This window comes from bacterium (assembly GCA_023230585.1).
Lineage (GTDB): Bacteria > Ratteibacteria > UBA8468 > B48-G9 > JAFGKM01 > JALNXB01.
Genome location: JALNXB010000013.1, coordinates 13,345 through 37,076, shown reverse-complemented (window position 1 = coordinate 37,076; position 23,732 = coordinate 13,345). Strand labels below are relative to the sequence as shown.

Annotated in this window: 21 protein-coding genes; 3 read left to right on the top strand and 18 right to left on the bottom strand. The window is 34.6% G+C overall.

Translation table 11 applies throughout. The features are described from left to right. Positions 1 to 543: 543 nt before the first annotated feature. Positions 544 to 4,734, bottom strand: coding sequence for a tetratricopeptide repeat protein (locus M0P98_04145; protein MCK9266060.1), 4,191 nt, complete (start codon positions 4,732 to 4,734; stop codon positions 544 to 546). Between the two features lie 267 nt (positions 4,735 to 5,001). Between M0P98_04145 and M0P98_04140 the strand changes: the two genes are divergently transcribed. Together M0P98_04140 and M0P98_04135 are read left to right on the top strand one after the other, a co-directional pair. Then, entirely contained in the window at positions 5,002 to 5,610 is a 609-nt protein-coding gene (locus M0P98_04140; GenBank protein ID MCK9266059.1) for a hypothetical protein, read from the top strand. Positions 5,611 to 5,644: 34 nt separating this feature from the next. Further along, the gene (locus M0P98_04135) at positions 5,645 to 6,397 is read left to right on the top strand and encodes a 16S rRNA (uracil(1498)-N(3))-methyltransferase (protein MCK9266058.1); all 753 of its coding nucleotides are present in this window, start codon (positions 5,645 to 5,647) and stop codon (positions 6,395 to 6,397) included. Here the strand turns inward: M0P98_04135 and M0P98_04130 are convergent. From M0P98_04130 to nusA, 17 genes are all read right to left on the bottom strand, one after another. Further along, positions 6,394 to 7,494 carry an MFS transporter gene (locus tag M0P98_04130; GenBank protein ID MCK9266057.1) on the bottom strand — a complete coding sequence of 367 codons (1,101 nt, stop codon included), beginning with the start codon at positions 7,492 to 7,494 and terminating at the stop codon, positions 6,394 to 6,396. The genes M0P98_04135 and M0P98_04130 overlap by 4 nt on opposite strands. 19 nt (positions 7,495 to 7,513) lie before the next feature. After that, positions 7,514 to 8,797: a transcription termination factor Rho gene (rho, locus tag M0P98_04125; GenBank protein ID MCK9266056.1), complete on the bottom strand. Its 1,284-nt coding sequence runs from the start codon at positions 8,795 to 8,797 to the stop codon at positions 7,514 to 7,516. A 78-nt stretch (positions 8,798 to 8,875) separates the two neighbouring features. Beyond that, positions 8,876 to 9,517 (bottom strand): dephospho-CoA kinase, encoded by a 642-nt coding sequence (gene coaE / locus M0P98_04120; GenBank protein MCK9266055.1) that lies wholly within the window; start codon positions 9,515 to 9,517, stop codon positions 8,876 to 8,878. Further along, positions 9,499 to 10,749 (bottom strand): adenosylhomocysteinase, encoded by a 1,251-nt coding sequence (ahcY, locus tag M0P98_04115; GenBank protein ID MCK9266054.1) that lies wholly within the window; start codon positions 10,747 to 10,749, stop codon positions 9,499 to 9,501. The genes coaE and ahcY overlap by 19 nt, the downstream gene beginning before the upstream one ends. A gap of 284 nt (positions 10,750 to 11,033) precedes the next feature. Beyond that, the gene (gene metK / locus M0P98_04110; GenBank protein ID MCK9266053.1) at positions 11,034 to 12,173 is read right to left on the bottom strand and encodes a methionine adenosyltransferase; all 1,140 of its coding nucleotides are present in this window, start codon (positions 12,171 to 12,173) and stop codon (positions 11,034 to 11,036) included. Then, positions 12,170 to 13,201 carry a bifunctional phosphoglucose/phosphomannose isomerase gene (locus tag M0P98_04105; protein ID MCK9266052.1) on the bottom strand — a complete coding sequence of 344 codons (1,032 nt, stop codon included), beginning with the start codon at positions 13,199 to 13,201 and terminating at the stop codon, positions 12,170 to 12,172. The genes metK and M0P98_04105 overlap by 4 nt, the downstream gene beginning before the upstream one ends. Before the next feature lie 32 nt (positions 13,202 to 13,233). After that, entirely contained in the window at positions 13,234 to 14,949 is a 1,716-nt protein-coding gene (gene ptsP, locus M0P98_04100) for a phosphoenolpyruvate--protein phosphotransferase (protein MCK9266051.1), read from the bottom strand. A gap of 11 nt (positions 14,950 to 14,960) precedes the next feature. Continuing rightward, entirely contained in the window at positions 14,961 to 15,434 is a 474-nt protein-coding gene (locus tag M0P98_04095) for a PTS sugar transporter subunit IIA (protein ID MCK9266050.1), read from the bottom strand. A 32-nt stretch (positions 15,435 to 15,466) separates the two neighbouring features. Beyond that, positions 15,467 to 15,760 carry a ribosome-associated translation inhibitor RaiA gene (gene raiA, locus M0P98_04090; protein ID MCK9266049.1) on the bottom strand — a complete coding sequence of 98 codons (294 nt, stop codon included), beginning with the start codon at positions 15,758 to 15,760 and terminating at the stop codon, positions 15,467 to 15,469. Positions 15,761 to 15,770: 10 nt separating this feature from the next. Beyond that, entirely contained in the window at positions 15,771 to 16,772 is a 1,002-nt protein-coding gene (locus M0P98_04085) for a SpoIID/LytB domain-containing protein (protein ID MCK9266048.1), read from the bottom strand. Continuing rightward, positions 16,750 to 17,304, bottom strand: coding sequence for a hypothetical protein (locus M0P98_04080; GenBank protein MCK9266047.1), 555 nt, complete (start codon positions 17,302 to 17,304; stop codon positions 16,750 to 16,752). Before M0P98_04080 ends, M0P98_04085 begins: the two co-directional genes overlap by 23 nt. Then, positions 17,268 to 17,789 (bottom strand): HAD hydrolase family protein, encoded by a 522-nt coding sequence (locus M0P98_04075; GenBank protein ID MCK9266046.1) that lies wholly within the window; start codon positions 17,787 to 17,789, stop codon positions 17,268 to 17,270. Before M0P98_04075 ends, M0P98_04080 begins: the two co-directional genes overlap by 37 nt. Beyond that, complete coding sequence (locus M0P98_04070) at positions 17,786 to 18,787, bottom strand: KpsF/GutQ family sugar-phosphate isomerase (GenBank protein MCK9266045.1); 1,002 nt, start codon at positions 18,785 to 18,787, stop codon at positions 17,786 to 17,788. The genes M0P98_04075 and M0P98_04070 overlap by 4 nt, the downstream gene beginning before the upstream one ends. Beyond that, complete coding sequence (gene kdsA / locus M0P98_04065) at positions 18,768 to 19,589, bottom strand: 3-deoxy-8-phosphooctulonate synthase (GenBank protein ID MCK9266044.1); 822 nt, start codon at positions 19,587 to 19,589, stop codon at positions 18,768 to 18,770. Before kdsA ends, M0P98_04070 begins: the two co-directional genes overlap by 20 nt. Before the next feature lie 14 nt (positions 19,590 to 19,603). Beyond that, positions 19,604 to 19,942: a histidine triad nucleotide-binding protein gene (locus M0P98_04060; GenBank protein ID MCK9266043.1), complete on the bottom strand. Its 339-nt coding sequence runs from the start codon at positions 19,940 to 19,942 to the stop codon at positions 19,604 to 19,606. Positions 19,943 to 19,957: 15 nt separating this feature from the next. Then, on the bottom strand, positions 19,958 to 21,970 hold the full coding sequence (gene infB / locus M0P98_04055; protein ID MCK9266042.1) for a translation initiation factor IF-2: 2,013 nt from the start codon (positions 21,968 to 21,970) through the stop codon (positions 19,958 to 19,960). Beyond that, positions 21,936 to 23,126, bottom strand: coding sequence for a transcription termination factor NusA (nusA, locus tag M0P98_04050; protein ID MCK9266041.1), 1,191 nt, complete (start codon positions 23,124 to 23,126; stop codon positions 21,936 to 21,938). Before nusA ends, infB begins: the two co-directional genes overlap by 35 nt. A 238-nt stretch (positions 23,127 to 23,364) precedes the next feature. Between nusA and M0P98_04045 the strand changes: the two genes are divergently transcribed. Beyond that, positions 23,365 to 23,727: a hypothetical protein gene (locus tag M0P98_04045; GenBank protein ID MCK9266040.1), complete on the top strand. Its 363-nt coding sequence runs from the start codon at positions 23,365 to 23,367 to the stop codon at positions 23,725 to 23,727. The last annotated feature ends 5 nt before the right edge of the window (positions 23,728 to 23,732 follow it).

Sequence of the window (23,732 nt, the reverse complement as noted above, 5' to 3'; positions counted from 1 at the left end):
TATTACCAGCGTGGGTTAAGTGAGAGATCCTGAAACAAGTTCAGGATAACAAAACGGGGCGTTCCTAAACACATACTTTTTTACTGGAAGAAAAGACAAAAAAATAATAAGGATAAATACGAGGGTTGCCACGTCATTAAAGGCATTCCTCGCAATGCCATAAAACGGCAGATAAAAGCATAAAAGAAAAAAGCTCCCCTCACCTTGCATCCTCTCCCTCAAGGGGATAGGCAAATAAGGAAAGATTGTCATTCCGAACTTGATCAGGAATCTCGTTTTTACGCTGTGCCATTACCAACGTGGGTTAAGTGAGAGATTTTGAAACAAGTTCAGGATAACAAATTGGTGCGTTCGGATGGTATTCTGGGCAGAGAGAAGACAGCCCACCCATTCCATTTTTGCAAGTTTTATCCCTCAGAAATACTGTCGGGACAAGATCCCTCGGGAATACTCGAGGCAAGCGCTGAAGCCAACCTGCGCCATCAACAAGTGCGCCTTAATTGATGCGGTTACTTGGTTACACAAATACAAAAACAAGACGGGTTACTTTTCGAATCTTATGAAACCGGCGTTCTCTACCCGCCATAGTTGTGTCCCTGTTGGTATCCAGTTAAAGAACCCTGCCTTTTTATGAGTCCCTATGCTTAAGGCAAGCTGTTCTACCTCCTGTGGATTAGTACCTAGTTCACTAAGTGGTATTTTCATCTCAGAAGTCCACTCTTTTGTTTCTTCATTGAGAACAGAAACCTTGTACTGTATCTTATCTTCAAGCTGTCTAACCTTCTGGTAAGGCATCTTAAAGAGGTTCTGTACAACAAACTCGCCACTATACCGTGCTGTAAAAATATATACAGGTCCTGTTACCATATCGTCTGTCCACCATCCGTGGCTGTGGGCACCATGCTGTGTTTCTATACCTATCTCAAACCAAGGTTTATGGTTCCTTATTCGAGGTAACATCTCTTTTAGAAATGGGTCAGGATCGTGTTTCGTGCCAATATATAGGTATTCGTTATCATATCTTAACCAGACGTAAGTCCTTGGAGATTTAATAGGCTTTCCCATATGCTCCTTCTCAACTATAATTGCCTCTGTGGGGTTTAAGTCACCCCATTCCTCTTTATCAAGTTTTCCGTCTATTGTTATGGGAACGTTCTTCTTTTTACGCACTGTGTAATATACAGGAGGACTTATTCTTCTCACAGGTACCATTACTGTTCTGTTTGTCTGTGTTAATGGCTGGAACTTGGGATTGTAATATTTACCTATATCTTCCTTACTTCTTTTGATGGGCCAGGTTGCTCTTAGAGAACTTTTATAAACCCCCATACCTTCTTGTGAGATTGGATCGCATCCGGTTAGACCAAACCCAGGGAATCCCGGTCTCAGAGAAAAGTTAAGGTTATCTCTATCCTTAAAAATAATCTCTTCTCCGTCCCAGTTATTTCTTATTATATTATCTGTTTTGGGAGTCATACTAATTGAAATAAAAGGACCTCCTGTGTTTATATTCCGCTCTATAACATTATCCATTGACCAACCTATAGGTTTTTCTCTATATAACATATTTACAAGTTGAGGGTAACGATAACTCCAGGGAGGTTGTTTGTATCTAACCCTCTTAAGATACCTGAAAGCAAGATTTGATATCCTTTGATAAAGAGGTTCACCATCAAGGGTGTTGAAAAGTGCCCACCTGTTACCCTGAGAAATTGACCTGATTTCCCCGTCAATAAAAAGGTTGTTCTCTATACGGTTTTCTGGCTGTGCATTGGAGACTCCATTCCAGAACCTGTAAAAAATGTTGTTCTTTATCACTATTCCACCGTTGATTGCGTCTATATGAATAGCATTAACACCCTGCGAAAGGTTTGGAGAAGAGTGAGGACTTATATGGTGGAAAAAGTTGTTTCTTATAAGGTTACCCCTGTTCATAAGATACCAAGGTTCACCGTAAGTGTACATTATGCCTATTTCTCTGCCTTCTGTTGGTGCATCGTGTATCTCATTATATTCAAGGATATGGTCGTTAGCGTCAAACTTGACTGCTATTGATGGAGAGTCATACATAAGGTTGTGAGATGCCCTCTGACCAACACCGTTAACATTGAGAGCGTTTGCATAACTACCACCGCTAAACCTGTTGAACCTGTAGATATGATTATTATCAGCTATATGTTTGGAAGGGATAAGTTTTTCTCTATCGCCCCCTGTCATAAAGATGCCTCCACCGGTATCGTAAATATCACAACCAATTATTGCATGATTCCAACCATTTCTGACCCGGTATCCATTCTGTCCGGTATTACGTATTGTACATCCGGCAATAAGATTATTTTTTCCACCTTCCCAGTTTACTGCGTCTGCTCGTACAGCTTCCAGAGTAAGCCCGTAAAAGATGAGATTAGAAGCATTTTTAGACAATATGATTGGCTCACTTAAGATAGAAACGATAATCTCGTTATTTTTTATCTCATCGGGTGGGTAGAAGTATAGTTTGCCTGTCTCCCTGTCAAGATACCATTCGCCGGGGGAATCTATTTCGCTTAACAGATTATATACAAAATAGGGGACATTTTCTCCAACACGCGTATTATAGTTTGGGTAAGAGGGGCTCCACCTTATATCTTCTTCCAGAGTAATTGTTTTATTTTTAACATCAATAGATTTAAGTTTAACGTGGTCCTGAGCATATACCATATACCAAAAGCCGTGTAACCAAACATCTTTTTCTTCAAGCCAACGCTCAGGTCTGTTATCGTCATAATGTATTACACTCTTTCTAAACTTACCTCTACCTCTATATTCTCCGTCAGGATTGGGTATATTTGCTGTTCTGGTGTACACTTTGTTGGGCCAGCGGGATATCTGCATTACTTTTCCATTATAAAATAACTCTAGAGGGCTGATACTATCCTTCCCGTGTCCCCCCCGGTTCGCATATTTTCCATAATCGGTAATATTCTGAGATTTTAGGTCAGAGACCCATACCTTGCCTTTTGACTCTTCAGGTAACCTGCGTATAATGTCTGGATCTGTTAGTGGTGTAAAGTTCTTTACCTCTACTCCGCCTATAAGACGTACTTCTTCATTGTTATAATTTCTATATACCACAGGTGAATCTTCCTCACCTGAATCTTCCTTGGCAAATAGAAGCCCCTCTGAAAGGAAGTATCTTCCACCTCTCAGATATACTACTATACCACCTTTAGGCATACCATTTTCTTTTAAACTCTTCACTTCTTTCTGTGCCCGTTTTATTGTTGCAAAAGGGTTTCTTAAAGTGCCTTTATTGGTATCTTTTCCTTTGGGAGAAACATATAAGGATACTTTAGGGCTGTTTATCCTTGCTAAAAGTTTTTCATCAGAACTTTTAATCTGTTCCCCGTCTTTAAGGCCGTCGATAGACTCCAGTCTGTCTATAAGTTTTACCCTGTAGCCCTCACTTGGTTGTGGTGAAGTCTCTTCTTTTCGTAGGAGTTCTTCATATACCCGTCTTGCTGTATTGTAATTCCCTTCGCTTTTGTAGGTATCTCCTATACCCAAACTTGCTGTGAAAAGATGATGTTCAAGGGCACCTTCTATCTCCAACGCTTTCTGGTAAAGTTCTCTTGCGTTTTTGTAATCTTTCTGTTGGTTATATATTTCTGCCTCACGGAAAAGAGTATATATCCAGTAGTATGGAGTTAAACCGTGTATCTTGTATATTTCTCCAAATGTTTTATGGGCATTTGGATAGTCTTTCTCCAACCGGTAACTCTCTGCAATATTAAAGAGAGCATATTCTTGTCCGTAACTTGGTAATCCTTTTAATTTTTCATATTCAACACGGGCACCTTTATAATTTTTAGATTTTAAGAAAGAATCTGCTCTGGAAAAGACGTCTGCCTCTGAGACTTGTATAAAACCTTGTGCTCTGACTAAGATCTCTTCTTCGGTTAAAACTCTATTGTATATAACAACTTCGTCTATATCGAGGGTAACATCACTACGGTCAAGAGCAACAGTTCCCGCACCCATATTTAACTGGAAAAACCGATTAGTAGGGGTATATTCGCCGTCATATCCCTGTTTTTTTACTTTTACCCTTTTGCCGTTCTGTATTTCAGTCATTTCTACTATGTCAGTAGCAAGAATGCCGTTGATATACATCTTCATTCGTTTGCCGTCCCATGTTGTAGCAAAATGGTACCAGGTATCTTCTGGCATTGCCTTTTTGCCTGTTACAAGCGCATAATGAAGAACGGGCCTGCCAATGCCAAAGTATATCTCGCCAGCCCTGTTCTGCCAAAAATTCACTCCTATCTGCCATCCTCTGGTAAATCCTTCTGTAGAAAGGAGTACATTAAGGCCGTCACCTTGCCTGCGAAACCAGCATTCAGCTGTGAACTGTTTGTTTTCAATGTTAAGGGTTGGCCCTCTGAAATACCCTTTTATCATTCTTGCGGCAAACTTCTCAGGCCATCTGCCTTCTATAACCTGCAAATCGTCATATATCTTTCCTGTTTTTGTATCTTTGTATGGGTGGTACGTTAAATCGCGCCCGGCTTTACTTAAATCTTTGAGAATTTTTGTGTCTTCTTTCAGGTTTTCAAAGGTGTAGTAAGCTACAACGCTTTCATCCTGTCTTAAGGAATCACGGGTTTTGAGCCAGTTGGAATAGCCAGAATTGTTTGCTGAAAGGAAAGTGCTTGATAAAGCAAGTAGTATGAAAACGGCTATTGACCTTTTCATTTTTATCTCCTTGTTTAAGTGTTAAATATTTTCGCTTTTATTGTAATTATAGAACTAATTTAAAGTTATGTCTAATAGTTGTTGGTGCCATTCTGGACTTATCCCGAGTACCCCCGAGGGAATTCCCACGTTAGTTAAAACACCGCTCGCAATACACAAAATATTTGATAAATAAACTTTTCATTTCTAATATTGACAAAAAAAGAAAAAAAGTATTAAATATATAGCATATACAAAATCTCTATTCCATATATCAGGAGAACCCTTATGAAAAAAAACTTATTACTTGTTTTTGTTGCTGTATGTTTTTTGTTTGCAGGATGCTCAAAAAAAGAAGGTGTTGTGCCTTTGGATAAATCAAAAATTGATGAAGCAGTACAATTTGGAAAAGATAATGTTGCTTTAACTGAAACAGAATTTATTGAACCTTGGACAAAAAGTTCTGGTGGATATGCTAAAGGTGGAGGCGTTGTGACTGTTGTTACTCCTTTTTTGAGGATAGCTCTTTTATCTAAAAAGCATTCCAATGCAGGAAGTAAACTTAGCGATAAAATGTTTAAAGAGTTGCTTATGAAAGAAGCAGAAATTTTAAATTTTGAAGTAACTCTTTATGGTGATGAATATTCTTTTGCAAGAAATATAGATTATATTCTTGTATGTAATGATAAAGAATATAAACCTATTGCACAATTTATGCCTTCCTACTCTGATATGGGGCGTGACTATACCTGTATAGCAAAAGGGTGGGTTAAATTTGATAAAAAAGATATACCTGATGATTCAATAGTCAACCTAAAAGTTAAATTTAAAACAAATTTAAAAAACAAGGATTTTGAAAATTTAAGTTTTAACTTTAACCTTAAAGATTATAAGTGATACCTTACCTATTACAATATTCTTATTAATAACTATGAGAAGAATTTACATAGATAAGAAGGACTGTTTTAAAAAAGACAACTCTATTTCTATCACTGGTGACACACACCATTATCTCCACAATGTCTTAAGAATTAAGCCTAATATGTTTTTTATTGGTTTTGACGGTACAGGAGATGAGTTTGAGATACAAATACTAAGTTGTGAAAAAAGAAATGTTTCAGGAATAATAAAAAAATTGATAGCAACTCAGAACAGAGAAACCCCGTTTGAGGTAACCCTTTTTCAGAGTATTCCCAAAGGTAGTAAAATGGATTTTATCATAAAAGAGGCCTCTCAGTTAGGATTAAAAAAAATTGTTCCTATTATTAGCCAACGAGTTGTTGGTTTTGATTCAAAAGAAATACCAGTTAAAAAAATAGAAAGATGGAAGAAAATTGCTATCGCTTCTTCGTCCGTTTCTCAAAGACGATTTGTTACAGATATAGATACTCCAACATTTTTTAAGGATGCGTTAACAAAGGATATGGATATTTCAATTCTTTTTTGGGAAGACTCAAAAGTGTTATTAAGAGAGGTGCTAAACGAGTCTGTTAAAAAAACGTTCTTTTCTGTTGGGATTTTTGTAGGTCCAGAAGGTGGTTTTTCAGTTGAAGAAACAGATATGGCTTTGAGAACAGGTGTAAAAATTGCAAGTTTAGGTAAAAGAATACTAAGGGTAGAGACTGCTTCAATTGTTGCAACTGCTATTACTGTCTATGAGTTAGAGAACAATATTTCTTGTTAAGATATTTGAGGTTGTTTTGGTTTTAGGGCAATATATATTAACCCTGTTAGAAGAACCATTATGCTCATAATAACAAATGAAATTAACATATTTAAAATATGCCCTAAAAAACCTGCCAAAAGAGGTCCAATAAAAAGCCCCGCTCCAATTATACCTTCGTGAATCTCTGTAGGAAGGTTGTGTTTAATATGTAGCACAATACTATTGTGGTAAGAAAATGCTCCTGTTATCCCTATAATGAACATACCTAAAAATACTATTGCAGGGTAAGGAGATAACCCTACCATAATAGTTCCGAGTGAAAAAAGAACGCAGGAATAAAGAAAAGAGTGTTTGTGTAAAACAAGGCTCTTTTTTGTCAAAACACCAAAAGCTAAACATCTAAACAATAGTAGTGAACCAAACATAATGCCTATGAGTTGTGGACTAAAGTTTCGTTCAAGCCCGATTTTTGGGAATAGAAACATTATTGCTCCTACTGAAGTTAAATGTAAAAAACTTAGTAGTCTTATTTCAATTATTTTTTCAAGAGGAGCTTTTAGGTAATCAGAAAAATCATTTTGTATAACAGTAGGTTTGGTAATTCTATGTCGTTTAAAATATAGACCCAACATACCAATTAAGCCAAGTATTAAAGCTGCTTTAAAAGGTGCTTTTTTATTTAATGCGTAAAGTATACCAACAAGAAAAGAGCCAAATATAGTGCCAGCAGACCAGGATATATTAAAAAAACCTAATCTTTTTTCGCCTTCCTTACTGCTGAAACAATATTGGATGGAAGGCCAAAATATCCCATAAAAAAGACCTGCTAAAACAAGCATAAAAAATATTAGAGGGACAGATAGATAGTATATTGACCAATATATCAGTCCTGCAATGGCTGGAATAAATATAAACCAGTTTGTCTTTTTTTGAGAAAAGAAACGTGCTTTAAGAAATGTTGTGGCAGTATAAGAAAAACCTGCAACAAACCCTGCTACCCCAATTATTAAGGGGCTACTGCCTTTTACTTCGTGTAGAAACATTGATAACGCCACACTAATGGAGGTATTAAGAAAATCCATTATAAAAGCAGCAATATAAATTGAAATAAACATTTTAGTTTTTAGGTTAAACTTAGTCTTCCTTAGATTGAGCTTTTTTGAGGTTTAATAGTAACTCTATATTGGTTTTAGTGGTTTTGATTAAGTTAATCAATTTTTCCATTGCTTCAACAGAGTTTAGTGAAGCTAAAACTCTTCTCAATAACCACATAAGTTGTAATTCTTCTGCATTAACAAGAAGTTCCTCTCGCCTTGTTCCAGATCTGTTTATATCTATTGCTGGGAAAGTTCGTCTATCGGAAAGTTTTCTTTCAAGGTTAATTTCCATATTACCAGTCCCTTTAAATTCTTCAAAGATTACATCATCCATTTTGCTTCCTGTATCTATTAGGGCAGTACCTAAAATGGTTAAACTTCCACCTTCTTCAATATTTCTCGCTGCACCAAAAAATCTTTTAGGTTTATCAAGAGCGTTGGATTCAAGCCCACCTGTCATAATTTTGCCAGTGTGAGGAACCAACACATTGTATGCTCTTGCAAGTCTGGTGATACTATCAAGAAGTATTACAACATCCATCTTATGCTCTACAAGTCGTTTAGCTTTCTCTATAGCTATCTCTGCAACTTGAGTATGTCTTTCCGGGGATTCATCAAAAGTAGCACTTATAACCTCTCCTTTTACAATCTTTCTCATTTCGGTAACTTCTTCTGGCCTTTCCGCAACCAATAAAACAATCAAATATACTTCAGGATTATTTGTTGCAATTGCGTTTGCAAGTTTTTGTAAAATAACAGTTTTACCAGTTCTTGGTGGGGAAACAATCAACCCTCTTTGTCCTTTTCCAATAGGGGTAGAAATATCTATAACCCTTGTAGTGAGTTCATCAGGAGTTGTCTCAAGAATAAATCTTTTGTTAGGATGTATTGGGGTTAGTTCTTCAAAAGGAATTCTCATTTGAATGTTTTCTGGTAGGTCGTTGTTTACTTTTTCAACCTTAAGAAGTGCAAAATATTTTTCATTCTCTTTTGGAGGTCTAATTTGTCCACCAACAGTATCTCCTGTCTTTAAGGCGAATTTTTTAATTTGGGATGGAGATATGTAAATATCGTCAGGTCCTGGTAGATAATTGTAGTTTGGTGAACGGAGAAACCCAAACCCGTCAGGTAAAATTTCCAGGACACCTTCACCTATCAATAGACTATCCTTTTGTGTTTGAGATTCCATTATTTTGTAGATTAATTCTTCTTTTCTAAGATTACTAACTCCGTTTATTTTTAAGTTTTTTGATATCGCTTGAAGTTCTGCCATTGTTAATTTTCTTAACATAGAAATATCAGTTTCTTTTTTTTGTTGCATTGTATATCCTCCTAATAATAATATTCAATTATAAACTTTAATTTTTTTTGAAGGGGTTGATAGATTTAATTTTAGGTTTTAAAATAGTGAGCTTTTATGGAGCTCTTTTTGTAAATCTTTGATAATTTTTTTTACCTGCGCGGTTGTTTCATATAAAGAACCGGAGTTGAAAATGATATAAGATGCGTTTTTCTCTTTTTGTTTCAAAGGAATTTGGTTTGCTAGTCTGCTTTTTATATCTTCAGGCGAAAACTTCTCTTTTAATCGTGAATATATTTTATCAAGCGGAGAACTTACCACAATTATTTTACTAAAGAAGGATTCCGATTTAGTTTCAAAAAGTAAAGGAATCTCAAACACTATTATACCACCTTTATTTCTAAAATCAAATATTATTTTATTAAACTCAGCAAAAACAAGTGGGTGTATCAACTCCTCGTGTTCTTTTTTTTTCGTTGTATTTGAGAAGATGGTTTTGGCAATAGTTTTTTTATCAACCTCTTGGTTATTGATTATCTTATCGCCAAAAATAAGTTGTAGGCTCTTTTTAACATCTTCTCTTTTAAGAATTTGATGAACAATAGCATCAAGCGAAAAGTATGGAACACCTTCCTCTTGAAACACTTTTCCTACTGTTGTTTTTCCTGAACCAAATATACCAGTAATTCCAACAACAATCAATTTCTTTGTTGTTGAACTCTCTATGTTCCCAGATTCCATGAATTTATATATTCTTTCTGTTGTTTTGTAAGTGTATCAATTTTTATACCCATACTTTCAAGTTTAAGGCGAGCAACCTCTATATCTATTTCTTGCGGGACATTGTACACTTTTGGTTCTAAAGGATTATTCTCTCTGATATATTTTACAGAAAGAAACTGGTTTGCAAAACTTAAATCCATAACCGCCGAAGGATGACCTTCAGCACAAGCAAGGTTTACAAGCCGACCTTCTCCAAGTATATAAACATTCCTACCGTTGTTTAGTGAGTATTCGTCAAGCCCTTGCCTTATATTTGTCTTTTTTATAGTCGATTTTTCAAGTTCTGTTAAATCTATTTCAACATTAAAATGGCCTGCATTTCCAAGTATAGCACCGCTCTTCATTTTTAAAATTTCATTTATTGTAATAACAGAAGTATTTCCTGTAGAAGTAATGAATATATCGCCCTTTTCTGATGCTTCAGAAATAGGCATTACCCAGTATCCATCCATAGCGGCTTCAAGTGCTTTTATGGGGTCTGTTTCTGTAACAATTACTTTTGCACCCATTCCTTCAAACCTTTTTGCGATACCTTTGCCACACCACCCATAACCTGCTACAACAGCAATCTTTCCACTAATAAGTATATTTGTAGCTCTAAGAACCCCATCAATTGTGGATTGCCCTGTACCGTATCTATTGTCAAAAAGATGTTTCGTGTTAGCATCATTTACTGCTATAACTGGAAACTTAAGAAGGTTGTTACTGGCAAGATTTTTAAGTCTTACTACCCCTGTGGTCGTTTCTTCAGTTGCACCAATTATATTTGTAGCGTAAGATGGGTTCTTATGAAGAGAAGATATAAGGTCGCATCCATCATCAACAACGATATGAGGTTCTTTTTTCATAATATTGTTAATATTTTCATAATAACTTTTATTATCTTCACCTCTTTTTCCAAACACACCTATATTTTCATTTTTTACAAGGTGTGCTGAAACATCGTCTTGAGTACTTAAAGGGTTAGAAGCGCAAAGATATACTTCTGCTCCAGAACTTTTTAGTGTTGTCATAAGGTTAGCTGTTTCAGTGGTAATGTGCAAGCAACATCCAACCCTTATCCCTTTTAAAGGTTTTGAATTAGAATACCTTGACTTTATTAGATTTAAAACGTTCATCTCCTTAAAAGCCCATTCTACACGTTTTCTACCTGTCTCTGCAAGAGAGATATCTTTAATTGAATATTCCATTTTTTCCTCTTATATATAGTTGGCGTATGCCAAATTTGGCTATGCTTTAAGTAGTATTTCTCCTAATATTTCAAATCTTTTAAAAGTACTTATAGACCCCCTCCATTTTTTTGTCTAACGGCGTCTTCTCCCGAGTACTTCCGAGGGCTAAAATTCATAAGAACTCCCTTTCTTTTATGTCTTCTCTCTGCCGTTTTATGTCATTGCGAAGCCCCTTGGGGTTACTCTGGATAAACCTCGTCTTTATCATTACGTCTTTCGTTTTTTGGCACAACTATATGTGCTTATGAACTGGTTTTAAATATTTGAACTGAATCTTTTTCTTCCCATTTAAAACCTTCTTCTTCTCTGCCAAAATGTCCATAACAGGCAGTTTTAAGATAAATTGGATTTAAGAGTTCAAGTTTCTTTATAATTCCTAAAGGTGAAAGGTCAAAATTATCTCTAATAATTTTGACTAAATCGTTATCTCGTATAAGTCCTGTCTTTTCAGTATTTACCATTATAGATACCGGTTGAGCAATTCCAATAACATAAGCAAGTTGTATATGACATTTTTTTGCTAAACCAGAAGCTACAATATTTTTTGCAAGATACCTTGCCATATATGAAGCCGACCTATCTACCTTGGATGGGTCTTTTCCAGAAAAGCAACCTCCACCGTGACTGCCAACTCCACCATAAGTATCTACAATGATTTTCCTACCAGTAACTCCAGTATCGCCTTGTGGCCCACCTATTACAAACCTTCCAGTTGGGTTAATAAACACCTTCATATCCTTATTCTGCATCTCTTTAGGGATGATTATATCGATTACCATCTCTCTTAAGTCGTTCTGAATAGTCTTTTGGCTAACATCAGGACTATGTTGGGTTGATAATACAACGCTTTCAACACTTTTTGGTATACCGTTTTCGTATAAAACAGTAACCTGAGATTTTCCATCAGGCCTTAAATATGGTAATTCTCTACTTTTTCTGAGGTAAGAAAGCCGTTTAACAAGTTTATGGGCAAGTGAAATTGGTAATGGCATCAACTCAGGGGTTTCGTCTGTGGCGTACCCAAACATCATCCCTTGGTCACCTGCACCACCTTTATCAACCCCTAACGCTATATCTTGAGATTGGTTTTGAATAGAGGTAATGATAGCACTTTCATTAAAATGAAACCCGTAAGAGGTATCTATATATCCGATATTTTGTATCAAATCTCTTACTAATTCAGGAATATAAACATATTTTTCAGTTGTTATTTCTCCAGTAATAAAAACAAGACCTCTCGTAACAAGTGTTTCGCAAGCTACTCTACCTTTTTTATCAGATTCAAGCACGTTATCAAGTATAAGGTCAGATATTTGGTCACATATCTTGTCTGGATGACCTTCCGTAACAGATTCTGATGTAAATATGTAAGAATGATTCATTGTGTCTCCGTTAGTTGTTTCTTTAAAATTTGTATCTCTTCAATTTCGGTCGGGTTTTCTTTATTTAATATAGCCAAGTAAAAACTCACCCAATCACCAAGTATAATTAAATAGAGCATATTTTCTATTAAAGATTTTTCTTCAGTTTTGATTGTGATTATATCTGGCTGAACTTTTGAAATAATCTCTTTTGTAATTTGAAACCTAAGTTTAATACGTGGATGTTCTTTATTAGATTCAAAAAATATTGGAACACTTTTTTTGATAAACCATTTAGGGTTTCTCCAAGCCATTATCTCGTTATGGTTCATCTCTGGGAAGGTATTGGTAAAAGCGAAAGCTTTACTATTTTCAGCAAGTTGTGTTTTCCATCTTGAACTACACGAGGATAACATATTTGAAGAATAAATAACAGGTATTTTATTATAAATCTTTTCTGCTATTGCAATTGCTAAATTATTTTCTGATTCTGGCGAAAATTCTTTTACCCAAACAGTTATTTTTTTTAGAATATTTTTATTGAACGGTTCTAATATTTTTAGGTTTGCAAGAATGTTATAAGATGGAAAAAAAAGATAACCAAACGCACTTCTTGGAGGAAACCCATTAGGAAGTTTAGCAATAGGAATTTTATTGGCGTTCGATATAGATTCAATCTCCCCTCCGCTTGTAATACAAGCAATCTGAGCATTAGATTTTAGCCCTTCTTTTAAAACATTAACTGTTTCTTCTGTGTTGCCAGAATAACTTGCAATAAGGAATAAAGAATCTTTGTTTGCCCATAAGGGAAACTTATATTCTCTGTTGACATACAAAGGGGTTTTGGAGTAAGTATCACATAATGTTTTTAGTACATCTCCTCCTATAGCTGAACCGCCCATTGCAGAAAATATAATATTTTTAGGTGGAAGAATCCTTTCAGTATTGGTTGGTATAGAATATGCAGTTTCACACTGTTGCGGAAAACTTGTTAGTTTATATAACATATCATCATTGTCGAATTTTTCAATTAAACTTTTAGTTGACATAATACTCCCATTATATTTTTTGAGGAAGAAAATTATTTAAACTTTTTTTGAAGGTACTTATAAACATCCGAATGGTTGTCAAAGACTTCTATCTCTTTTGCAACACTTTTCAGGTAAGAATAGTCAAACTGTCGTAATCTATCTTTTACTGCAGGTATGGCAACGGGTGCCATACTAAACTCAACAGCTCCTAAACCAGCAAGTAAACAAGCTATCTCAGGTATAGAAGCCATTTCACCACATATCCCTGTCCATATACCTTCTTTTGACGCATTTTCAATTGTCAGTTTTATCAAATGTAAGACAGCAGGGTGGCAGGGTTGGTAAAGGTGTGCAATCTTTGAGTTTCCTCTATCTGCTGCAAGAGTGTATTGAACAAGGTCATTTGAACCTATACTAAAAAAATCAACCTCTTTTGCTAACCTATAAGAAATTAATGCTGCCGAAGGAACCTCAATCATCACCCCAACATCTATATCAGAATTAAAATCAACTTTTTCTTTTTTTAAATCTTTTTTTACTTTTTGAAGTATCTCTTTTGATTGAATAATCTCTTCAATAGTTGAAACCATTGGAAACATAATTTTTAAATTTCCACAAGCAGCAGCCCTCAAGATAGCCCTTAACTGAGTTTCAAAAATATCTAATCTTTCAAGACAAAACCTTATGCCTCTCCAGCCAAGAAAAGGGTTCAACTCTTTAGGGTAGGGCGATTTAGATAGAAATTTATCACCACCAATATCAAGAGTTCTAATAATTATGTCGTTTTCTTGAGTTTTTCCACACACTTTTTTATACGCAAGGAATTGTTCTTCTTCACAAGGAAGGTCTTTTCTGTTTAAATATAAATACTCAGTTCTATACAAACCGATACCTTCTGCACCATATTTTTCTGCTGTCTCTATTTCTTCTGGCAACTCAATGTTTGCTTGTAATTTAATATTTCTACCATCTTTTGTTTTTCCTAAAAGATTCTTCAAGAAAGACAACTGCCTATTTTTCAAAACAAGTTCTTTCTGTTTTCTTTTATATTTTTGTATTGTTGAAGCTGAAGGATTTTGGATAATTATTCCATCATTTGTGTCAATAATAACAGAATCACCGTTCTGCAACAGTTCTGTTACCTTCTCTTTAGCAACAATAGCTGGTATTTCAAGAGCCTTAGCAAGAATAGCTGTGTGAGAAGTTACACTACCAACCTCTGTTATAAAACCTATTACATATTTCTTGTCGAGAGAGACCGTTTGACTTGGTGCAAGGTCGTGAGCAACTATAATTTCTTCCTTCTGTTTTTTTATTTTCATTACATCTGTTTTCTTCAGTTTAACTATAATTCTCTCAATAACGTCAGACATATCTATTCTTTTATCTTTCATTAAATCTTCAGAAGATTTTTTAAACTCGTAACTGATATTTTCTAAAACTTTTTTTAAAGCAGTTTCAGTATTAACCAGTTCTTTGGTTATTATGTCTTTTGTTTTCTCAATAAAAAAAGGATCATTCAATAAAGAAAGATGAAAATAAAAAATATCTGCATACTTGTTACCTGCAGTTTCTTTTAACTCTTCTTGTTTTTTTAAAATCTCTTTTTCGGCCTCTTTTTTTGCAGAAAGAAATCTTTCAATCTCAGAGTTAATTTTATTTTTAGAAATAGTATGCTCAGGGTCACCAAGTAGGTTGTTCTTTAAAATCAATACCTTACCAATAACAATGCCGGGCGAGAGCCCTAATCCGTAAATTTTTCTCATTTAAAATGGTTTTATGTAGTTGAAGAAAGCTTTTCGTCGTCTTCTATTATTATTTGCATAGCTTCTGAAGCAGTTTTAGAGTTTCTGAGGGCTGTTCTGAAGGTTCTGTTTTTGAGGAGTCGTGCAATTTTAGCAAGAGCTTTCAAATGTTCTCCAATCGATTTTGTTGGGGCAAGAATTAAAAATATTATATTTACAGGTTCTCCGTCAAGAGAATCAAAAGAGACGCCGTTGTCTGATATTCCAACCGCTCCAACAAGTTTTTCTATCTGGTCGGTTTTAGCGTGAGGAACAGCTATCCCTTGTCCAATACCAGTAGAACCAAGTTTTTCTCTTTCTAAAACTATGTCAAGGATTTCACTGCTATTTTTAATATAGTTTTTAGATTTTAATACATTAAGAAGTTCTGAAAGAGCCTCTCTTTTTGTTTTACCTTGTAGGTTAATTAAAACAGATTCTTCCTTTAAAAAATCAATTATCTTCATTATCCACTCCTTTAAATTTAAATATTTATTTTTTAATTGTGGGACTTATTGGTGATTTTATCGTGTTGTTTTCTCAACTGTCTTTTTGTTCTGCTGTATAGACTTTCTATCCCTTTGGCAATATCATCGCTACTCTCTTCAATAAAAATAGAAGAGTTTTTGCTATCAACTCTAATCTTTAAGGAATATAAGTGTTTCTCTTTGGTAATATACAACTCAGCCACACCTTTACCAAATACAAATTTGTCTAACTTGCCAAACTTTTCTTCAATATATTCTTTAAACTTTTTATCTATCTCTACTGCGGACTGAATTTTTATTTCCATTTTCATCTCCTTATTTTTTAAGACTGTCTATTTGTTTATAATTTGCTAATGAAAAATTTTGGAAATAATATTTAAGAATTTCAATATAATCTTTACCTTCTTCTGCCATCTTGCGGGCTCCCCATTGGCACATACCTACCCCGTGCCCATATCCAGTGCCAGTAAAAACTACATTATTTCCTGACATCCTAATAGAAAAATTTGTACCTGGGATAACAGAAGGTGAAGTAAAAAGAATTTTTGGAGCTTTATTGTTTACTGCCATTCTAAATTTATGCGCCGATAAAACCATTACTCTACCATTAGTGGCGTAAAATTTCAAATTTTTTGCTCTACCGCTTTTCCCTCTTTCTGAAATAACCACACTTTCAAGATTTGGAAACCCAATAAAGTAAGAAATTTCTCTTTTGGTAAATGTTTTTTGCCAATGGTAATAAGGCGTTCTGGCACAATAAGGGTCGTTAACAGATTTAAGTGATGGGCATTTTCCTCCCCATACTTCTTCAGGTAGAGCAGTTGCACCACCACAGTTAGCGTGAAAGAAAATTTGAGCAATTTCACCGTTGACAGTTAAAACTTCGCCTTTGGTGCTATAAACAGCTTCCTTAATTTTTTCACAATTTGTTACTCCGTAGACCTGATGAAAGATAGAATTTTCTATATCGTAAGGTAAATTTTTGCTTTTATTTTCGCACATTTTATGTAAAGCAAAAGTTCGTGAAAGAACAGCTTGAGCTTTTAAAGCTTCAAGAGGCCAAAGCGAATCCATCTCTTTGGAAAGAACACCTTCAATATATTCTTCAAGGTCTACCTGGTTTATAACAAGAGATTGACCAGCGTGTTTTGAAATTATGAACTCTCCTTTAAATTTGTTTGCAAGGTTAGATAAAGCCACAACAGGATTGTAACCCTTCCAGAGGCAAACATTTATCTCTTGTGAGTGTGAAGGTTTCATAAAAAGAATAAAAACTAAAAATATAAGAACAACTCTATTTTGTAAGAATTTGTACATTTACATTCCCATCAATCTTTAAATTGTTATCAACAAAACTGTAGTATATTATATCTCCTGAAAATTTATTGCTTCCACTTTCAAGGACAGGGTTATCTTCCATTATTATCATCTTTTCTGTTTCAAGGTAGGTCAATTTTTTACAGGTTCCTTTCATATTTACTTTTCCTGTTGATAACTCCTTGTAATTAATCTTAACATTACCCGTAAAAACAACCTTATTTATCTTTTTTGTTTCGGGACTAACATCAAACTGTCCTTTCCCCTCTTTACCTGTTGAAATTTCAATCAATTCACTGGAAGTTGTTAAAGACAATAGAGGTTTATTCACTGAAGTACCATCATTTCTTGCAATCTCCGCAGATTCTCCTGTAAGCACAAAACTCATTTTATCAGCAAATTGTCTAAAAGTAAATTCTTCAATCTTTTCTTCTTCTTTTGTAACTACTGGTTGTTCTGGTTTTGGTGAACAGCCATAAGTAAAGATAAGCCCAATCAAGAGGCAAAGAATTTTTCTAAGATATCGGTCCATCTATTCTGCTCCTTTAAAATGAGTTCAACAGCTTCTCTGAACGCTCCGTCTCCACCTTTTTGTTTGCATACATAATGAGCCGTTAATTTTACATCCTCCACAGCATCAGCAGGGGCAATAGCGTAAGCAGATTTTTTCATAGGTGGGATATCTGGAAGGTCGTCACCGATATAACAAATTTCTTCCCAAGAAGTGTTGTTCTGAAAAATAAATTCTTCCATCTGCTCAACTTTATTTTCTATCCCCTCAAAATAATACTCCAACCCAAGTTGTTTAAACCTTTCATAAGTCTCTTTTGATTCTTTACCGCTTATAAGAACTGGATGTATGCCAGATATTTTTAAAAGTTTAAACGCAACACCGTCCTTTATATTAAAAAATCTATACATACATTTATCTTTATAAAATATTTTTCCGTCGGTAAGAACTCCATCAACATCAGAAACAAAGTATTTGATTTTTTTTATCATATTCTTTATTTTCAATAACCTACCTTAAACTCTTTTTTCCCAAGTAGGTCGTGTAAATGAACAACACCTTTAGGAGTCCCATTTTTATTAAGAATAACAAGAGAGGTTATTTCCATTTTTTCCATTACTTCAAGAGCTTTTATTGCTAAGTTCTCTTTGTCGATAGTTTTTGGGTTAGGGGTCATACAGTTTCTTGACAGTGCACCAGAAATATCTGTCTTCTTGATTAAGAATCTTCTAATATCTCCGTCAGTTAAAATTCCTTCTACAACTTTGTTTTGATTAACCACAAGAGTTAACCCAAGGTTTTTATCGTCTATTTCTTTAATAGCTTGAGTTAATTTTGAGTTAATATCTACCATAGGAATTTTGTCCCCTGTTGCCATAACATCTTTTACCTTAAGCATAAGCCTTTTGCCAAGATTACCTGCTGGATGAAAGAATGCAAAATCCTCTTTTTGAACACCTTTTGCAGCCATAAGGGTAAGAGCTAACGCATCTCCAAGTACAAGCGCACAGGTAGTGCTTGAAGAAGGGATAATTCCAAAAGTGTCTGCTTCTTCAATTTCTCCTGTTGATATAGTTATATCGCTCTGCATCCCAATACAAGAAGATACAGATGAGGTGAGAGAGATTATAAAAGCACCGATTTTTTTTACAGAAGGGATAATTCTTGTTATTTCATCAGTTTCGCCACTATTGGAAATAATAATAACGATATCGTTCTGCGAAACCATACCAAGGTCGCCGTGAACAGCATCACCAGGGTGAAGGAAAATAGATGGGGTACCGATACTTGCAAAAGTGCCAGCAATTTTTCTGCCAATTATACCACTTTTTCCCATCCCAGTTACAATTACTTTCCCTTTACATTGTAACATTGCATTTACAGCATCAGTAAAATCTTCACCTATTCTTTCTCTTATATTTTCAAGATTTGAACATTCTATTTCTATAACTTTTTTAGCATAATTTATCAGTTTTTCTTTATTATTATTTTGTGTTTGTGGCATAATGTATCTCTTTCAATTGTTTTAAAAGTTTTTTTAGGTCAGTTAATTTAAGCATATTAGGTCCATCTGAAAGAGCTTTTTCGGGGTTGGGGTGTACTTCCATAAAAATTCCATCACAACCTGTAGCAACAGCAGCTTTTGCAAGGTAAGGAACAAACTCTCTATTTCCGCCGGATGCTCCACCGAGTTTTCCCGGCTCCTGAACACTATGAGTAGCATCGTAAAAGACAGGGTAGCCGAAACCTCTCATTATAGGTAAAGCGCGAAAATCTGTTACAAGTGTATTATATCCAAAACTTGTGCCTCTTTCGGTTATAATAATATTAGAGTTTCCAGCAGAGACAGCCTTCTCTATAATATTTTTTACTTCCCAAGGAGAAAGGAATTGTCCTTTTTTTATATTTAAAGGTATGCCTGTTTGTGCGCTTTTCAAAAGAAGGTCTGTTTGTCTACACAAAAAAGCAGGTATCTGAATTATATCAACAACTTCACTAATATCTTTTACTTGACTAACGCAATGTATATCAGTAATTATTGGAAGGTTAAACTTTTCTTTTACCTTAGCAAGAAGTTTAAGTCCCTTTTTTAGTCCAGGACCTCTATATGATTGAATAGATGTTCTGTTTGCTTTATCAAAAGAAGATTTAAAAACAAAAGGAATATCTTCATATGAAGTTATTTCTTTTAAAAACTCTGCGGTTTTGAAAAGAGTAAGTTCATCTTCTATAACGCAAGGTCCAGCTAAAAGACAAAAGGTACCCTCTCCAACTTCAAATTTTCCAATTTTTATTCTTTTTACCATAATCTTTGGTCAACTTAACCGGGAGGCCACTTCATAATTCTTCCGCCAAGAAGATGTATATGTAAATGGTCAACTGTCTGCCCAGCATTTTTGTTTGTGTTAATTATTAGTCTATAACCTGATTCTGAAATATTCTCTTGCTTAGCAATTAAAGAGGCGGTCTGAAGTAATGTACCCAATAGTAACCTATCATCACTTTCGGAAATATTAGAAATATGTTGTTTAGGAATTATAAGTATATGAACAGGCGCTTGGGGATTAATGTCTTTAAACGCAATAGAAAGAGCATCCTCATAAACCTTATTACAAGGTATTTCTCCCTTTACCATTTTACAAAAAATACAATTATTCATTTTACTTATTTTAAGTTAAAGTTTTCTTGCAGTTTTAACGTTCATAAATGACTGTATAATATCTCTCTCTTCAAAACTATTGAAATTGTCTACCCCTATACCACATTCGGTATTCAATTTTACCTCTTTAACATTCTCTTTGAAACGTTTTAAACTATTTATCTTACCTTGATTAATAACGGCACCATTTCTTATTACTCTACATAAAGAGTTTCTAACTATTTTGCCTTCAAGTACTATTGAGCCAGCAACAGAAGAGTTGTCTGAAAGGTTGAAGACTTGTTTAACCATAGCCTGTCCAAGTAAAACTTCTTTGAGTTCTGGTTGGAGCATACCTTCAACTGCGTTTCGTATATCTTCTGCAAGGTCATAAATAATTTGATAAGTACGTATTTCTACTTTTTCAGTTCGGGCTATATCTTCAATGTTTTTTGTTAAAGGCACATTAAATCCAAGAACAATAGCATTAGAAGCCGAGGCAAGAAGTATATCTGATTCCGTTATAGGTCCCGCTTCAGAGTGTAGAATAGTTATTTTAATTTCAGTCATTGGAATCTTTTCGATAACATCTTTTATAGCTTCAATAGAACCTACATAATCTGTTTTGATAATAAGTTTAATCTCTTGAATTGAACCTTTTTGTATCTCATCATACAAATCTTCAAGTGTAATCTTCTTTACTTCTGAAACTTTATCAGGTTTAGCTGCCTTAATATCGTCAATATATTTACGGGCAGCTTTTTCTGTGTCAAATACAAGAAATTTGTCGCCAGGGTTTGTTATGGCTTGAGTTCCAAGTATTTCAACTGGCGTTGATGGTCCAGCAACAGATAGCCTATTATTCCAGTCATCCATCATTGCTCTAACTTTGCCGTAGGTTTTACCAATAACAAAAAAATCTCCAACATTCAGTTTCCCTTTCTGTACCAGTACGGTTGTAATAGGACCTTTGGCTTTGTCCATATGCGACTCAATAACAGTTCCTTTAGCATTACCTGATGCATTAGCCTTCAATTCAAGGAGTTGTCCAATAAGAAGTACAATTTCAAGAAGTTCATCAATACCTTGTCCGTTTATTGCAGAGACGTTAACGATTTCTGTTTGACCACCCCAGTCAGCAGGAGTAAGACCTTGTTCGGATAATTGTTGTTTAACTCTATCAATGTTTATACCAGGTTTGTCTACCTTGTTTATCGCAACTATTATAGGTACATTTGCTGATTTAGCATGGTTTATAGCTTCAATGGTCTGGGGTTTCATCCCATCGTCTGCTGCAACTACAAGTATAACAATATCAGTAATAAAAGCACCCCTTGCTCTCATTGCTGTAAAAGATTCGTGACCAGGTGTATCTAAAAAAACTATAGAACCTTCAGGTAGATTCAACTTGTAAGCACCAATTTTTTGGGTAATCTGACCAAACTCTTTGTCGACTATACTACTTTTACGTATCGCATCCAGAATTGTTGTTTTTCCGTGGTCAACGTGCCCCATCAAAGTAACAACTGGAGCTCTTTCTGTTAAATTTTCATCAGATGCCACCGGTGGCGTTGCAGGTGGTGGTACAAATTTTTTTATTTCAACAGTATACCCAAAATGTTCACCTATATCTTTGATAGTTTCTTTGCCAGGGGACTGGTTTATGTTACCTACTACCCCTCTCATTAGAAGATACTTTAAAATATCTGCCGAACTAACATTAAGTTTTTGTGAAAGGATATTTATATCTTCAGTTCCTTCAAGTTGTACCACCTTTGTTTCTTTAGGTGCAACTGGCTCTTTTGGAACAGTTTTTTTTATTTCAGTTTTTTTCTTTTTTTCAACAGGTTTTTCTTCTTCTACAGTCTTTTTTGTGGCTTTTTTTGGTGCTTCATCTTTTTTCTTCAGTAAAAATGTCTCAATAATCTTTATCTCTTCATCAGATAATCCACTGATGCTCTTCTTGTTTTTTATTCCTTCCTTTTCAAGAATCGAAATAATCTCTTTAGACTTTTTATTGTGTTTCTTGGCTATCTGATATACTCTCATTTTCTTCCTTATTTTGATTTGAAATATGCAACTTAGCTTTTTGAATAACTTTGTTTGCAATATTTTCATCTATTGAAGGTATTTTAAGCAACGCTTCAACATTGGCTTCTGCAATAGATTTTATTGAGCTAAACCCGTATTTAGCAAGAAGGATAGCAGTTTCTTCGTCTATCCCTTTTATGGCAGTAGTTGCAGGTCGTCTATCACTTTCAAATTCATTCTTTTTAAAAACCCTTATGTCCCATCCCGTTAGTTTTGAAGCAAGCTGAACATTTTGCCCTTTCTTGCCTATTGCAAGAAAAATTTGGGCATCATCGACTATTACAGAAGCTATATTTTTCATTTTATGCAATATAACTTCCTTTGTTGTGGCAGGGCTAAGAGCGTTAGATATATATTTTTCAGGTTTTTCATTCCACAAAATTATTTCAATCTTTTCACCATTCAATTCTCTGGTAATATTTTTAATTCTTATAGCCTTGTCGCCTATACAGGTTCCAATAGGGTCAACGTTTTCTTCCTGACTAAAAACAGATATTTTGCTAATCTCTCCAGGAAACCTCGCAATATCTTTTATTACGATAATATCATCAGAAATCTCTGGAACTTCAAGTTTAAGAAGTTCCCTAACTAAATCGGGATGAGTTCTTGATACTATCAATTGATAAAACCCTCTATTAGGTTTTCTCACCTCTAAAAGAAAAGCTTTTAGGTAGTTACCTCTTTTATAGTTATCATTATGTAATCTATGGTGATACGGAAGGATAGCTTCGGTCTTACCAATAGATATAACAATGTTATTATCTTCAAATCGTTCAACTCGTCCGCTTACAATGGTATTCTCTATCTTCTTAAACTCGTGGTAAATAGTATTCTTTTCAGCTTCACGCAATTTTTGCATTATTACTTGCCTTGCAGTTTGCGCAGCAATTCTTTCCCATTGAAACGCAGGGGGCGGTATCTGCTCTCCATCCTCATTCAAAAAAAGTATTTCACCAGTCTCTGCATCTATCTTGATATTTATTGTAGTATCAAGTTCAGCTTTTTTTCTGTATACAGTAAGTAGACCGTTTTCAAGCGCACTAATAAGAAAACTTTTCTCAATACCTTTCTCTTTTTCCCAATAATTCAGAAGTGCCAATATTTCGCTTTTCATTAAAAACACCTCCAATCAATCCATTAGCTAAATTTCAATTACATCTATTTTAAGAGATTTGTAATCTAATGTCAAATAAGGTAAAATAAAGTTGTAACAAGATAACATAAAAGTATAAACAAACTTCAAAAAGAATAATGTTTTCCTTATAGTATGCTACCTCTAAGGTCTAACAATATTTTCAGTTAAATTAAATACTGACGTAAAAAAGGTTAAAGAGTAGCCCTCTCTTATTGTAATGATAAAACAACAAAATTTTAAAGAAGAATATAATGTATTATGTATATATAAGAGCGGGGAATATTCTTTTGAAGGGTTCCCTTGTGTAGGGAGCAAGTTTTGCCTTAAAGATGTGATGGGAAACGAGATACCAGATTCTTTTATTTCTATTACTCAAATAGAGTATATGAGGTTGAAACGAGGGTTTCGTTCTTATATTGAAATAAGAGTTTTTACTTCTCCAATAACAGCTTATACTGCCTTTTTATATTGTAGAAACAGAAGAGTTTTAAATAATATTGCTTTGGCAATATCGTTAAGAGGTAGGCTTAAACGAAATTTTTTAAAAAATGAATGGTTTGGAGAACCGTATAATAGATAGCAAAA